This window comes from Sphingomonas sp. AC449, assembly GCF_979253475.1.
The window spans coordinates 122,319-135,856 of sequence record NZ_CEEDCZ010000009.1 but is presented as its reverse complement, the minus strand read 5'-3'; the positions used below and the strand labels follow the sequence as shown (position 1 = coordinate 135,856).

The following is a 13,538-nucleotide window of genomic DNA, read 5'->3' as shown; positions in this document are numbered from 1 at the left end:
AATTTCACTTTTATGGCAATTTTTCCAAACTCACACGTTTCGACGCTCCCGTGCCCTACCGGGTGACCCTGAGGGGCTGAGCGAGGGCACCGGTCGCAGCGAGACGGCTTTGGTCCAGGTAGCTGACCAACACGACCAGCCACCATAGTCTGATCATTAAGCGAGCAGCCGTGGATCGTAACGCGATGACGAGCTGCGGTCAGCGTTGGCGACCGACTGGCTTTAACGTGCGATCGCGGCAGTTTCAGCAGGATCCTGCAACGGCCGAAGCAATTCGTTGACGCGCGCGGCAAGATCGACCTGGCGGAACGGCTTGGCGAGGCGCGTCACGTCACCCGGCACGTCCTCGCCCGTGGCGGCATAGCCGGTGACCAGCAATGTCGGAATACGAACCCCGGTCGCGCGCAATTCGTTGATCAGTTGGCCTCCCGTCATTCCGGGCATCACATAATCGCTGACGAGGATATCGGCATCGATTCCCGAACGTATCGCCGACAGGGCCTGCGACGCGGACGCGAGCTCGATGACGCTGTAGCCGATGTCACGCAACATCTCCGCGGTGGCCGATCGGACCAGCTCCTCGTCATCGACAAGAAGCACCGTCGCCGCCCGCTCGGCGACTACCGGCTCGGCCGCCGGCTTGTCCGGCTCGACACCCGTCTCGGCAGACGCGGGAAGCCACAGCTCGATCGTCGTCCCGGTGCCGGGCACGCTTTCGAGCTTGAGCGTCCCCCCGGATTGCGCCGCGAGCCCGTGCACCATCGAGAGGCCCAGCCCCGTCCCCTTGCCAACGCCCTTGGTCGAAAAGAACGGCTCGGTCGCGCGTGCGAGCGTGGCCTGGTCCATCCCGCTGCCCGTATCGGCGACGACGAGCCGTACATAGCCGCCGCCCTTGAGCCCCAGCGCATTGCGGCCATCGACGCTCGCCTCGCTTACGCCCAGCGTCAGCCGGCCGCCGCCCGGCATGGCGTCGCGGGCATTGATCGCGAGATTGAGCAGCGCGAGCTCGAGCTGGTTGGGATCGACGCGGGCGGACGACAGATGCGCCGGGATATCCAGAACCACTGTTATCGATGGCCCGAGCGAACGGCGGATTAGATCGACGATGCCGTCGATGAGCTTGCCGATATCGACCGCACGCGGTTGCAGCGCCTGCCGCCGCGCGAACGACAGCAGCCGCTGCGTCAGCGTCGCCGCGCGCTCTGCTGCCTGCAACGCGCCGCCGATCATGCGCTGCGTCTTCTCGTCGTCCTTGTGTCGCCGTCGGATGAGATCGAGGCTGCCGACGATCGGCGTCAGCAGGTTGTTGAAGTCATGCGCGACGCCGCCGGTGAGCTGACCGATGGCATCCATCTTCTGCGCCTGCGCGAGCTGCATGTCGGCGTCGCGGCGATCGGTGATGTCGGACACGACGCCGGTCATCCGAATCGCGTTGCCGTCGGCGCCGTACCGCACGCGCCCCTTTGCCACGATGCACCGGCTGCGACCGTCTGCCGTCGTGATCGCGCATTCGATGTCGAGCGAGCCGCTCACTAGCGCCTCGCTGAACGCCGCCTGTGTCGCATCGCGCTGCGACGGATCGACATGCGCGAGGAAGCTCTCCACGTCCCAATGGTCGAGCTTGGTCGCATAGCCGAAGATCTCATCGTGGCGCAGCGTCCGTCGGGTCAGTCCGGTGACGATATCGATGTCCCAGCTTCCCATGCCCGCGGCCTCGAGCGCGACTTCCAGACCATCGCGCGTTGCCTCGAGATCGGCCGTCCGGTCCACGACGGCCTGTTCGAGCGTCGCGGCCGCATCGCGAACCTCGTACTGACGTGCGCGCGCCTTGAGCGCCGAGCGCACGGCGCCGAGCATGGCATCCGCGTGCAACGGACGCTCGAGCAGGACGACGTTGCCGAGATCGCCCAACCGGCTGGTCGCGAGCAATGTGCGCGGTGTCCGCGACCCGTTGGCTAGCACCACGAACGGAATATCGGACCAAGCGGGCTGGCCCGCGACCCAATCGATCAGGTCCGACGCGCTCGGCGCCAGCGCCTCTTCGGTGAGCATGACGGCACCCGCGCCTTGGCGCAGCGCTTCGACGAGGTCGCGCTGGCTGTCGCACACATGCGTCTCGATCGCGCCACGCGCGAGAAGCTCCGCCGCGATCGCCGCATCGCGTCCGCGCGGCGCCAGGATCAGAACGCGCGCGTTCATGCTAACCGTGTGAATCCAGCGTCCCCATCTGGCTGGCCATCAGCGTCTTTCCTTCACCCGAAAATGTCGGGACCCCGGTCAAAACGCCCTGGAACTGCCGGAGCGGTTCACCAAGCCGGAGCCCATGACTGCCGATCTGAAACTCGCGGATCGTCCGTTCGTGCCGCGCGGTACGCGTCTTGATCACCGAAATCGCCTGGCGGACTTCGCCATGCGCCTCGAAATAGCGCAGCTGGACCACCGTATCCGACAGATAGCTGAGATCCACGTCCGACCGGATGTCGCCCATCACGCCGTGAAGCCCGAGGATCAGCAGGCTGACCACGCCCTTCTGCCCGAGATATGTCAGCATCTCGTGCATCTGAAGGACGAGGAACTGCTCGTTCGGCATCGCCTGGAGATACGCGTTGAGGCTGTCGACGACGACGAGCGTCGCACTGTGATCCTCGACCGTCCTGCGGATCGCATCGGCAAACTCCCCCGGCGACATCTCCGCCGGATCGATCGCGCGCAATTCGAGCTGACCGTTCTGGAGATACGGCTCGAGGTCCATGCCGAGCGACGCGCTGCGCGTGAGCAATGTCGGCATCCGCTCGTCGAACAGGAAATAGGCGGCGTTTTCGCCCCGCTTGAGCGCGGCGACCATGCATTGCACCGACGCCGTCGTCTTGCCGACCCCCGCCGGGCCCGTGAGCAACGTCGCGGTTCCGGGCACGAGCCCGCCTCCGAGCAGCGCGTCGAGCTCGAGCGAGCCGGTCGAAACCGCGGCGCCAGCCTCCGCCGTCTCATGCTCCGATGCGACCAGCCGCGGATAGACGCGCAGGCCGCCGCGCTCGATCTCGAAGTCGTGATAGCCGCCGCGATACTTGACCCCGCGCATCTTGACGACATGCAGCCGCCGCCGTTGCGCACCAAAGCCCGACAGGATCTGATCGAGCGACACGACGCCGTGCGCGATGCTGTGCAATTGCAGGTCGCTCCCCGTCCCGCTTTTGTCGTCGAGAAACAGCACGGTGCAGTTCCGCGTCGAGAAGAAGTGCTTCAGCGCGAGGATCTGTCGACGATAGCGGATCGGGCTCTGCGCGAGCAGCCTGAGTTCGGACAGGCTGTCGAGTACGACGCGCGTCGGCCGGACCTCGTCGACCTTTGCCATGATATCGCGGACGGTTTCACCGAGTTCGACCTCGCTCGGATGCAGCAGCGTCTGTTCCTGGTCTTCGCCCAGCCCATCGGCGGGGACCATCTCGAACAATGTCAGACTGTCCAGCGACCAGCCATGCGTCTGCGCGACGGCCCGCAGTTCCACCTCGGTCTCGGCGAGCGTGATATAGAGCCCGGTCTCCCCGGTCGCCGCACCCGTCAGGAGGAAGCCAAGCCCGAGGGTCGTCTTGCCGGTACCGGGCGTACCTTCGACGAGATACATCCGGTCCGGCGTCAGGCCGCCGTTCAGGATATCATCGAGGCCGCTGATACCCGTCAGAGCCAGGGCTGGCATTTTTTCCATCGACGGCAACCACAGTTCCTTAATTCAAGGGCTTCGACATGCTGGCGAACACCCGGCGTTCGGCGGGCTTCGGATATGATCTGCCTACCGCCCGGGGCGCGCCGCGACCAGCCGAATCCCATGAGTAACCAAAAGCGAAGCTGGCACGGAGTTAAACGTTCGAAAGGAACCATTGGCTGCGCAAGGCCATACATTCCCGAGCGATCCTACCGCATCAACCCTATCTTACGACGCTCGACGAGCCGGCGCATAGCAGGTCGGCATCACGGCAGCGCTTCGAGTGTCCGATGATGTCGACGACCCCCACGGCAGGTCCTTCCGACTTTGACATCCCGGCTGATCGATGTCTTCGATGCTGTGACAAGCGCGACTTCCCCGCTACTAGCAGCCTCATCATCAGGGACTCTCGAAACGCACATGGCCCGTAAACATTCGAAACACGGCCCCTACGAGGACGCGCAGGCCGAGGACGAGACGCCCGTCGAGGTGGTGGCGTGCTGGCTCTGCGGTCGCCCGACGGGAAAGACCATCATCTGGCACCATCCGGTCCCCAAGAGCCGCGGTGGCCGCGACGTGGTTCCGATGCATCCGATCTGCCAGCAGAACCTGACCGCCAACTTCACCAATTCCGAATTGCAGCGCCACGGGATGGATGTTGAAGCGCTGCTGGCGAACCCCGCCGTGCGCAAGTTCGTCGACTGGGTCGCGAACAAGGATCCGGACTTCACCGCGACGCTGACCAAGAAACAGCGTTAGGCGCGCGGTCAGAAGAAGCGGAGCCACGCAATGTCGCGGCGTCGCTGCTTCAGTCGCGAGAACCACGCGGTCGGATAATAAAGCGGCATGATCAACGCGACGTACCAGCCGATCACCCAGCCATAACCGTCGACCATGAAGACCGATCCGCTGGTCGGCCCCCACCAGGCGAGCGCGCTATGATAGAGAAGGCGCAGGACGGTGAGGTGGAAGAGATAGAAGAACATCGGCGCCGCGCCGAACACGGCGAGCTTTTCGATCAGCCACGCCCCGCCGCGCATCTCGAGCAACGCGAGCATCAGCGCGCCGCCGCCGAGCGTCGGTAGCAGAAAGAGCAGCGACGGCGGATATTTCGTCATCGACAGGAAGCTGATCACGGTCCGCACGCCGCTGCCCTCGACGACATACCACGGCGCGTCGCCATAGACGTTGAGAAGGCGCAGCACGACGAAGCCGCCGATCATCCCGACGCCGAGACGCACAAGCCGCCTCACCCGCACGGTGGGCGCGACGTCGTGCCCGAACCATGGACCGATCGCGTGCCCGAGCAGCATGACGCCGAGCCATGGCAGGATCGGATAGGTCGTCTTGGCGATGAACCCGAACGGCAACGCGATCGCGTCGCGCTGATGCACCAGCGCCCAGAGCGGGAAAAGGGTGTCCCCCTGCTGCAATCGTATCGGGTCGAGCAGGTTGTGCCCGCAGACGAGAAACAGCCCGAGCGCGATATGCGCAGGTCGCGGCAGCCGGATCAGCGCCGCCAGCAGGATCATGCACAGGCCAAGGCACCAGATCACCTGGAGCCAGAATGTCGGCTGCGGCACCACCCCCCAATAGAGCGGCGACAAATACACGACGTCGATCGCCATCAACAGGAGCCCGCGCTTGACGAGAAAACCCGCGGTCTCGCCCGGTGTATGGCTCCTGGCGAAGAGATAGGCGGCGAGTCCCGTCAGCGCGACGAAGACGGGCGCGCAGAAGCTTGCCGCAAAGCGCGCGATCGCGAGCGCGGGCATTACGGTACGCGCGTCCACCGGATCGGGCATCGGGACGAGGACGATCCACGTCTCGCGCAGATGGTCGAGCAGCATCAGCACCATCACCAGCCCGCGCAGCGCGTCGATACTCGCGAGGCGCCTGCCCGGGCTTTTGCGCGCGGTCTGCGTATCGCCGGCCCTTGCCGGTGTGTGGGACTGGGTCATGACATCCCTCTAGAATTCCGCACGCAGCGAGGCGCGCAGCGTTCGCGGCGCGCCGGGATAGATCCAGAACGAATTGTACGAGCTTTGCGCATAGCGCGCGTTCAACAGGTTATCGACTTCCCCCCGCAGCGTCAGCGTCGTCGACAGCGGGATCTCGGCGGATGCCTTGACCTTCACATAGTCGGGCAGGACGAGGCCGCTGGCGTCGGTCGCGCCGGAGCGCTTGCCGACATAGGCGAGGCCCCCGCTGACCAGCCAGTCCCGGCCCGTACCGGGATCGAAGCGATGCACGACGAAGACCGTACCCGAATGATCCGGCACGTTGAGAGCCAAAGGCGTCGCGAAGGACCGGTCGTCGTTGCGCGCCCTGGTCCACGCGTAATTCACGACCGCCTGCCAGCGACGCGCAAGCCGCAGCGACGCGTCGACCTCGATCCCGCGGCTCGTCAGCGATCCGACGGGCGCCAGGAAATTGGCGTCGTTGGGGTCCGTGGTCAGGACGTTGCTCTTGCGGATGTCGAACCAGGTGACGCCGAGGTCCAGACCGCTCAGGCGGGCCGCCGCGCCGATCTCGAAACCGTGTCCCCGCTCGGGCGCGAACGCCACGCCGCCGATCCCGCTCCCCGAATTGAGCTGGACCGACTCACCCCAATTGGCATGCACCGAGATCGCCTCGTCCACGGCATAACGCGCACCGAGCCGGAAGTTGACGGGCTCCGCCTTCGAAACGGTGGTCGCGTTGACAAGGTTGCGCTCGAGTTGCTGGCGATAGGCGTCGAACCGCACGCCCCCGACGAGGTCGAGCTTCGTGGTCACGGCCCATGCATCCTGCGCGTAGAGCGACAGCACCTGCCGCGTTTCGCGCTGATCGATGCTGGGAAGGAGCGGCAGCGCCTGCGCCACCCCGTAGACCGGGTTGAATATGTCGATCGCATAGGGATCCGCTGCGGTCGGGTTTCTCCGGTTCAGCAGCTCGAGATAGTCGAGCGTATACCCCTTGATGCCGAAGCTGGGTCGATGGACACCCAGCGCGTGGACCTCGCCACGCAGTTCGAGCCGCGCCGAAAGGTCTTCGACCTCATAGCCGCGCTCGCGTCGTTGCCGCCACAGCGTCCGCCCGTCCACCAGCCGCGACTGGTCCGCCGAGATGCCGCGGAGCGAACCGGTGCGATACGCGATCCCGCCGACCAGCGACCATGCCCCGCCCAGCCGCGCCTCCCCGGTCAGCTGGTGCCGCGTATCGCGCGCGCGCGTCGCGCCGTTCGACGGCTCGCCGAGGAACCGCGACGCAGGCAGCGCCAGCGGATCGCCCGCGATCGCGCTCACGCCGCGATCGAACGGGGCATCATATGCGATATGCTGCGCCAGATAGGTCAACTGGACCGCGTCGGAGGGTCGAAACGTCAGCGACGGCGATACCACCCGGCGCTTCAACGTCACGAAGTCGCGATAGCCGTCGCTATCCTTGGTCGCGACGACGATCCGCGCGGCCAGCGTGTCGGTCAGCGGCCCCGTGGCATCGAGCTCGATCCGGCGGGTGTCGAACGAGCCATATTGCAGCGTCGCGGACGCGTGCGCGGCAAAGCGCGGCGTCTTGCTCACCATGTTGACGCGTCCGGCGGGATCGATGTCGCCGAACACCGCGCCGGCGGGCCCTTTCAGGATCTCGATACGCTCGATCGTCGCCGGATCGCGCGCGGGTGCGCTCCCCCGGTTGGCGATGAAGCCGTCCGTATAATATTCGCCCCCGCCATCGGCGGTGCTGAGGAAGCCGCGAATGGCGAAATTGTCGGCAAAGCCGCCGCGGTTGTTCTGCTGGCTGCTTCCGCTGACCAGCTCCAGCGCATCGCTCAGCCGATAGGTGCCCGCCGCGCGCAGGAGATCCTGTTCCAGCGACCGGCTCGACTGTGACATCAGCTCGGTCGCGCGATCGGACGAGAGCGTTGCATCCCGCGACGTCCGCGTTCCCAGCACGACGATGTCGTCGCGCTCGGTCGCGTCATCTGCCTCCTGCGCCTGGACCGACGATCCTGCCATCAACCCGATCACGCCGACGACGCGCGACAGCCTTCGCGGCATTCGCGCGATCGCCCCGCTTGCCCCCCTTCGCTTCAACGCTCTCGCCACCAAGTCTTCCCGCACACAACCGATATGATATTATGTCTCATAACGATCTTGTCGCAATCGGCAACCATGCTGCGGCAGGTCGTCTGCCAGACGGCGCCGGGCGGTCGGGGCGTGCGTGTTCTAGCCGGCCGGAAACTGCGCGCCGGGCCGGTCTGCTCTGCGGCCATGGGTCCAAGGCACCATCGACAGGCCATCGCCCGTCGGATGCGGCAGCGCGCTAGGGAATGCGCGCGCCGTCCTGGTCGAACAGCTCGGGATTTGCGGCCTGGTCGGCCTTTGCGGCGGCCAGGCCGGCGCGCATCCGCCGCCACATCGCGATGTTCAGCGACACCATCACGATCACCGCGAGCGCGATGATCACGACGGCCTTGGTCGGTCCGGTCATGCGCGCGCTTCGGCGACTCCGCCCGAATTGTGCCGCAGCGCCTTCAACACCGTCTCGACGAGCGCGGCCGAATCGAGCCCCGCATCGGCATATTGCACATCGGGCTTGTCCTGGTCCTGGAACAGGTCGGGCAGCCGCAGCGTCCTCAGCTTGAGCCCGCCATCGATCAGCCCCTCGTCGCTCGCCAGCGTCAGGACATGCGCACCGAAACCGCCGACCGCGCCCTCCTCGATCGTCACCGCGACCTCGTGCGTCGTCAGCAGCTTGCGGATCATCTCGATGTCGAGCGGCTTGGCAAAGCGCAGATCCGCGACCGTCGTCGACAGCCCCTTCGCCTCGAGCACCTCGGCTGCCTTCAGCGCCTCCTCGAGTCGCGTGCCGAGCGACAGGATCGCGACGGTCTTGCCCTCGCGGACGATCCGGCCCTTGCCGATCTCGAGCAGCTCCGGCGTGCTGGGAAGCGCCACCCCCGTGCCGTTGCCGCGCGGATAGCGCACCGCGATCGGGCCGGTGTCATAGTGCGCGGCGGTGTGCGTCATGTGGACGAGCTCGGCCTCGTCCGCCGCCGCCATCACGACGAAGTTCGGCAGCGTCGCGAGATAGGTGACGTCGAACGAGCCGGCATGCGTCGCGCCATCCGCGCCGACCAGCCCCGCACGGTCGATCGCGAACCGCACAGGCAGGTTCTGGATCGCGACGTCATGTACCACCTGGTCATAGGCGCGCTGCAGGAACGTCGAATAGATCGCGCAGAACGGCCGCATGCCCTGCGCCGCCAACCCTGCCGCGAACGTCACGCCGTGCTGTTCGGCGATTCCGACGTCGAAGAACCGGTCGGGATAGGCCTTGGCGAACGCGTCAAGCCCGGTCCCCGACGGCATCGCCGCGGTGATCGCGCAGATCCGGTCGTCCTTGGCCGCTTCGGCTACGAGCTGCGCACCGAACACGTTCTGATATTGCGGCGGTCCCGGTGGCGCCTTGGTCTGCACGCCCGAGATCACGTCGAACTTCTGGACGCCGTGATATTTGTCCGCGGCCGCCTCGGCGGGGGCATAGCCCTTGCCCTTCTTCGTGACGACATGGACGAGGATCGGGCCCTCCTCCGCATCGCGGACATTCTCGAGCACGGGGATCAGGTGATCGAGATTGTGCCCGTCGATCGGCCCGACATAATAGAAGCCGAGCTCCTCGAACAGCGTGCCGCCCATCGTCATCCCGCGCGCGAACTCGTCGGTCTTGCGCGCGGCGTTGTGGAACGGTCGCGGCAGGCGGCGGGCGAGCCTCTTGGCGAGCTCGCGGATGCCGAGAAACTCGCGACTCGACACGATTCGCGACAGATAGGCCGACAGCCCGCCGACCGGCGGCGCGATCGACATGTCGTTGTCGTTGAGGATCACGACCAGACGGTTGCCCGCCTGCTCGGCATTGTTCATCGCCTCATAGGCCATGCCCGCCGACATCGCGCCGTCGCCGATCACGGCGATTCCCTTGCCCGGCTTGCCCGCGATCTTGTTCGCAACGGCGAAACCCAGTGCGGCCGAGATCGAGGTCGACGAATGCGCCGCGCCGAACGGGTCGTATTCGCTCTCGCTGCGCTTGGTGAAGCCGCTCAGCCCCCCGCCCTGCCGAAGCGTGCGGATACGGTCACGGCGACCGGTCAGGATCTTGTGCGGATAGCATTGATGCCCGACGTCCCAGACCAGCCGGTCGCGCGGCGTATCGAACACATAATGGATCGCGGTCGTCAGCTCGACGACGCCAAGCCCCGATCCGAGGTGCCCGCCGGTCGTCCCGACCGCGGAAATCGTCTCGGTGCGCAGCTCGTCGGCGAGCTGGCGAAGCTGCTCGGGCTTCAGCTTGCGGAGATCGTCTGGGGTCGAAACCGTGTCGAGCAACGGGGTTACAGGAGTATCAGCCATCGGACGGGCTTATCGCAGCACAGGTTTGGTGTCGATTGCTACCGAACGAAACCCCGCGCCCCGCATCAGATTATCTGCGCGTGGCGCATCCTTCAGCGTTGCGCCTCGCACGCGGCGCATCGACCGCGCACCTCGATCACCGGCCGCACCGGGGTAAATCCGGCAAGTTCTGCTGCATGGCGCACGCCGCGCGTGACCGGATCGTCGTCGATATGCGTCGTCTGTCCGCAGGAGTCGCACACGAGGAAGATACAGTCGTGCAGGCATTCCGGGTGCGCGTTCGCGACATAGGCGTTGGCGCTTTCGACACGCCGCGCCAGGTTCGCGCCGACGAACAGGTCCAGGATCCGGTACACGCTGTTCGCGGCGACCCGCCTGCCCTCGGTCTTCGACACCGACTCGGCGATGTCATAGGCGCTGGCAGGCTTGTCGAACCCCGCCAGTGCGGCGAAGACGCTCGCACGCATGCTCGTCCACTGCTCGCCGGATTTCTCCAGCGCCGCCTGCGCCGCGACGGTGAGGTCGATACCCTGCGGCTCGTGATGCTTGTGCGCGTGTGCTGCCATTATCCGGTCAAGCTAGGGTGCCGCAGCGCCTGCCGCAAGCACGCCGCGGACGCGGCGCATGGACTGCGTCTCAGTGCGCCGCCCGGCGATTGAGTTCGTGCCCGAGCGCGAGCAACGCGACGCCCGCGACCGTCCAGACCGTCTCGAGCCCGCTTGCGTCATGCGGCAGCGTCATCGCGCCGCCCATGATCCCGAGCCCGAACGCCCCCATCGCAGCAGGCAGCGCATGGCCGTGATGCAGCACGCCGCGCCCCAGTGCGACCGCGCCCAGCATGATCGCGATCGTCAGCCCGACCTCGTGGAAGATCGGATCGAGCAGCACGCCGCCCGCGGTCGACATCAGCGCGAGCAGAACCGACGTCGCCAGGCAATGCACCATGCACAGCCCCGACAGTCCGATCGCATAGCGGTCGAGCCCGGCAAGCCAGGGCCGGTGCGCATGTGCGGACGCGTGCGTGTGGGTGGTGGTCGACATCGTTTCCGTCAGATAGGCGATTCGAGGACAGGATACAACATCACATCGGTAAATTTTGCGCATCATCCCGCCGGCTTGCGCGAACCCGCCGCGACGCCGCTCGTCCGGTGCACGCTCGGTTGTCAGATCGGAAATCCGGCCTGCGGTAACTCCTGATACTCGACGCCCCCGGCGCAGGGGCGTAGGGCTGTCGCATGCTTCAGCCCAGTGCCGCCTTCCTCTCCACAGCGCGCCCGCGAGCGGTCGCGATCTGGCTCCTCGTCGTCGCCGCGATGATCGTCGGCATCGTCGTCGTCGGCGGGATCACGCGGCTCACCAATTCGGGGCTGTCGATCACCGAATGGAAGCCGATCACGGGAATCATCCCGCCGCTGACACTGGCGCAGTGGCAGGCCGAGTTCGCCAACTACAAGCAGATCCCCGAATACAGCCAGCTCAACAGCGGCATGACGCTCGACGGGTTCAAGGAGATCTTCTTCTGGGAGTATCTCCACCGCGTGCTCGCGCGCACCATCGGAGCCGCCTTCGCGCTTCCGCTGATCTGGTTCGCGGTCCGTCGGCAGATCCCCGCCGGCTATGGCTGGCGTCTCGGCGCGCTGCTCGCGCTCGGCGCGTTGCAGGGTGCAATTGGCTGGTGGATGGTGAAGTCGGGGCTGTCGGTGCGCACCGATGTCAGCCATATCCGGCTCGCGGTCCATCTGATGACCGCGCTCGTCACGCTCGCCGGGATCGTCTGGACCGCGCTCGATCTGCTTGCGCTCGACAAGTCGCGTCTCGCCGCCCCTGCCCGCCTCGCACCGATCGCGATTGCCGCGTTCGCCTTGCTCTTCATCCAGCTCGTCTATGGCGCGTTCACCGCCGGGCTCGATGCAGGATACGCGTTCGCCAGCTGGCCGTTGATGGGCGACAGCCTGTTCCCCGCAGGCGTGCCGATGCTCACACCCGGCTGGACCAACGCGGTCGACAACCCGATCATGGTGCAGTTCATCCACCGCTGGCTGGCCTTTGCGACCGCCGCCGGGCTCGTCTGGCTCGCGGTCCGCACGACGCGACTCGGCGCGCGCGCGGGTTTCTGGGTCGTGGGGCTCGTCACGCTTCAGGTGTTTCTCGGCATCGCCACGCTGATGACGGGTGTCGATATCCATGTCGCGGTCGCGCACCAGGCCAACGCCGCGCTGCTGCTGATCGCCACGGTTTTCGCCGCGCATCGGGTCGGCAGCCCTGCCCGGGTATCATGATACCCGTCAGCAAACCGGCGGAAAGCTTGACTTGAAGACCCCCTTTCAGCATTAGGCGGGCATTCGCGCTGCGGGGGAAACCCTGCGGCGTGCTTGCATTCAATCTGGAAGGTCCAACGCCCATGAAGGCGCTCATGAAGACCACCAAGTCGGCCAAGCCGCACGAGGTGGAGAAGCAGTGGCATATCGTCGACGCGGAAGGTCTCGTCGTCGGTCGTGCCGCATCGATCATCGCCAACGTCCTGCGCGGCAAGCACAAGACGTCGTTCACCCCGCATGTCGATTGCGGTGACAACGTCGTCGTGATCAACGCCGACAAGATCCGCTTCACCGGCAACAAGGCCGCGAAGAAGATCTATTACAAGCACACTGGTTATGCCGGCGGCATCAAGGGCATCACTGCCGCCAAGGTCCTCGACGGCCGCTTCCCGGAGCGCGTTCTCGAAAAGGCTGTCGAGCGCATGATCCCGCGCGGCCCGCTGGGTCGTGAGCAGATGCGCAACCTGCGTATCTTCAAGGGCACCGAGCATCCGCACGAGGCACAGAACCCTGCCGTGCTCGACATCGGCAGCATGAACCGCAAGAACAAGGTGGGCGCATAATGTCCGACAACCGCCAGTCGCTCGCCGATCTCGCGAGCCTGACCAACCAGCCCGCGCCGGCTGCCCCTGCCGCACAGACGCTGCCGACCAGCGAAGGCGATATCGAAGCACCGGTTTCGAACGAGCCCGTCCGCGAGCCGATGCCGCTGCGCGAGCAGATCCTCGACAAGCAGGGCCGCGCCTATGCGACCGGCCGTCGCAAGGACGCCGTCGCACGCGTCTGGGTCAAGCCCGGCACCGGCAAGATCACGATCAACGGTCGTGACCAGGAAGTATATTTCGCACGTCCGACGCTGCGTCTCGTCATCAACCAGGTGTTCGGGATCACCGAGCGCGAAGGTCAGTATGACGTCGTCTGCACCGTCAAGGGTGGTGGTCTTTCGGGCCAGGCCGGCGCGGTCAAGCACGGCATCAGCCAGGCGCTGACCCGCTTCGAGCCGGTGCTGCGTGCATCGGTCAAGGCTGCAGGCTTCCTGACCCGCGACAGCCGCGTCGTCGAGCGCAAGAAGTACGGCAAGGCGAAGGCCCGTCGTAGCTTCCAGTTCTCGAAGCGCTAAACGCGTCA

Annotated in this window: 12 protein-coding genes; 4 read left to right on the top strand and 8 right to left on the bottom strand. The window is 66.0% G+C overall.

Going from position 1 to position 13,538, the window contains the following annotated elements; all coding sequences use genetic code 11:
• Positions 1-222 precede the first annotated feature (222 nt).
• Entirely contained in the window at positions 223-2,199 is a 1,977-nt protein-coding gene (locus AC0CH3_RS14660) for a PAS domain-containing hybrid sensor histidine kinase/response regulator (RefSeq protein ID WP_354304118.1), read from the bottom strand.
• Position 2,200: 1 nt separating this feature from the next.
• Positions 2,201-3,694 (bottom strand): ATPase domain-containing protein, encoded by a 1,494-nt coding sequence (locus tag AC0CH3_RS14655; protein WP_333996881.1) that lies wholly within the window; start codon positions 3,692-3,694, stop codon positions 2,201-2,203.
• A 426-nt stretch (positions 3,695-4,120) separates the two neighbouring features.
• Between AC0CH3_RS14655 and AC0CH3_RS14650 the strand changes: the two genes are divergently transcribed.
• Complete coding sequence (locus tag AC0CH3_RS14650) at positions 4,121-4,459, top strand: hypothetical protein (RefSeq protein WP_354304121.1); 339 nt, start codon at positions 4,121-4,123, stop codon at positions 4,457-4,459.
• 8 nt (positions 4,460-4,467) lie between these two features.
• Here AC0CH3_RS14650 and AC0CH3_RS14645 read toward each other — a convergent pair whose 3' ends face one another.
• The 6 genes from AC0CH3_RS14645 to AC0CH3_RS14620 all read right to left on the bottom strand — a co-directional run bounded on the left by AC0CH3_RS14645 (position 4,468) and on the right by AC0CH3_RS14620 (position 11,133).
• Entirely contained in the window at positions 4,468-5,661 is a 1,194-nt protein-coding gene (locus tag AC0CH3_RS14645; RefSeq protein WP_465238020.1) for an acetyltransferase domain-containing protein, read from the bottom strand.
• Between the two features lie 9 nt (positions 5,662-5,670).
• The gene (locus tag AC0CH3_RS14640) at positions 5,671-7,740 is read right to left on the bottom strand and encodes a TonB-dependent siderophore receptor (RefSeq protein ID WP_465238019.1); all 2,070 of its coding nucleotides are present in this window, start codon (positions 7,738-7,740) and stop codon (positions 5,671-5,673) included.
• 265 nt (positions 7,741-8,005) lie between these two features.
• Positions 8,006-8,173, bottom strand: coding sequence for a hypothetical protein (locus AC0CH3_RS14635; RefSeq protein ID WP_354304127.1), 168 nt, complete (start codon positions 8,171-8,173; stop codon positions 8,006-8,008).
• Positions 8,170-10,092 carry a 1-deoxy-D-xylulose-5-phosphate synthase gene (gene dxs, locus AC0CH3_RS14630; protein WP_354304129.1) on the bottom strand — a complete coding sequence of 641 codons (1,923 nt, stop codon included), beginning with the start codon at positions 10,090-10,092 and terminating at the stop codon, positions 8,170-8,172. Before dxs ends, AC0CH3_RS14635 begins: the two co-directional genes overlap by 4 nt.
• Before the next feature lie 92 nt (positions 10,093-10,184).
• Positions 10,185-10,658 carry a Fur family transcriptional regulator gene (locus AC0CH3_RS14625; RefSeq protein WP_333996874.1) on the bottom strand — a complete coding sequence of 158 codons (474 nt, stop codon included), beginning with the start codon at positions 10,656-10,658 and terminating at the stop codon, positions 10,185-10,187.
• Positions 10,659-10,728: 70 nt separating this feature from the next.
• Positions 10,729-11,133 (bottom strand): MerC domain-containing protein, encoded by a 405-nt coding sequence (locus AC0CH3_RS14620; protein ID WP_333996873.1) that lies wholly within the window; start codon positions 11,131-11,133, stop codon positions 10,729-10,731.
• Between the two features lie 194 nt (positions 11,134-11,327).
• Here AC0CH3_RS14620 and AC0CH3_RS14615 point away from each other — a divergent pair, with 194 nt between their 5' ends.
• From AC0CH3_RS14615 to rpsI, 3 genes are all read left to right on the top strand, one after another.
• Complete coding sequence (locus AC0CH3_RS14615) at positions 11,328-12,371, top strand: COX15/CtaA family protein (RefSeq protein WP_354304131.1); 1,044 nt, start codon at positions 11,328-11,330, stop codon at positions 12,369-12,371.
• Between the two features lie 122 nt (positions 12,372-12,493).
• On the top strand, positions 12,494-12,973 hold the full coding sequence (gene rplM, locus AC0CH3_RS14610; RefSeq protein WP_082444974.1) for a 50S ribosomal protein L13: 480 nt from the start codon (positions 12,494-12,496) through the stop codon (positions 12,971-12,973).
• Positions 12,973-13,530, top strand: coding sequence for a 30S ribosomal protein S9 (gene rpsI / locus AC0CH3_RS14605; protein WP_082446261.1), 558 nt, complete (start codon positions 12,973-12,975; stop codon positions 13,528-13,530). Before rplM ends, rpsI begins: the two co-directional genes overlap by 1 nt.
• Positions 13,531-13,538: the final 8 nt, after the last annotated feature.

Excerpts from the sequence above, each read along its gene's own strand:
- AC0CH3_RS14660 (WP_354304118.1), bottom strand. The coding sequence starts at position 2,199 with ATGAACGCGCGCGTTCTGATCCTGGCGCCGCGCGGACGCGATGCGGCG.
- AC0CH3_RS14655 (WP_333996881.1), bottom strand. The coding sequence starts at position 3,694 with ATGCCAGCCCTGGCTCTGACGGGTATCAGCGGCCTCGATGATATCCTG.
- AC0CH3_RS14650 (WP_354304121.1), top strand. The coding sequence starts at position 4,121 with ATGGCCCGTAAACATTCGAAACACGGCCCCTACGAGGACGCGCAGGCC.
- AC0CH3_RS14645 (WP_465238020.1), bottom strand. The coding sequence starts at position 5,661 with ATGACCCAGTCCCACACACCGGCAAGGGCCGGCGATACGCAGACCGCG.
- AC0CH3_RS14640 (WP_465238019.1), bottom strand. The coding sequence starts at position 7,740 with ATGCCGCGAAGGCTGTCGCGCGTCGTCGGCGTGATCGGGTTGATGGCA.
- AC0CH3_RS14635 (WP_354304127.1), bottom strand. The coding sequence starts at position 8,173 with ATGACCGGACCGACCAAGGCCGTCGTGATCATCGCGCTCGCGGTGATC.
- dxs (WP_354304129.1), bottom strand. The coding sequence starts at position 10,092 with ATGGCTGATACTCCTGTAACCCCGTTGCTCGACACGGTTTCGACCCCA.
- AC0CH3_RS14625 (WP_333996874.1), bottom strand. The coding sequence starts at position 10,658 with ATGGCAGCACACGCGCACAAGCATCACGAGCCGCAGGGTATCGACCTC.
- AC0CH3_RS14620 (WP_333996873.1), bottom strand. The coding sequence starts at position 11,133 with ATGTCGACCACCACCCACACGCACGCGTCCGCACATGCGCACCGGCCC.
- AC0CH3_RS14615 (WP_354304131.1), top strand. The coding sequence starts at position 11,328 with ATGCTTCAGCCCAGTGCCGCCTTCCTCTCCACAGCGCGCCCGCGAGCG.
- rplM (WP_082444974.1), top strand. The coding sequence starts at position 12,494 with ATGAAGGCGCTCATGAAGACCACCAAGTCGGCCAAGCCGCACGAGGTG.
- rpsI (WP_082446261.1), top strand. The coding sequence starts at position 12,973 with ATGTCCGACAACCGCCAGTCGCTCGCCGATCTCGCGAGCCTGACCAAC.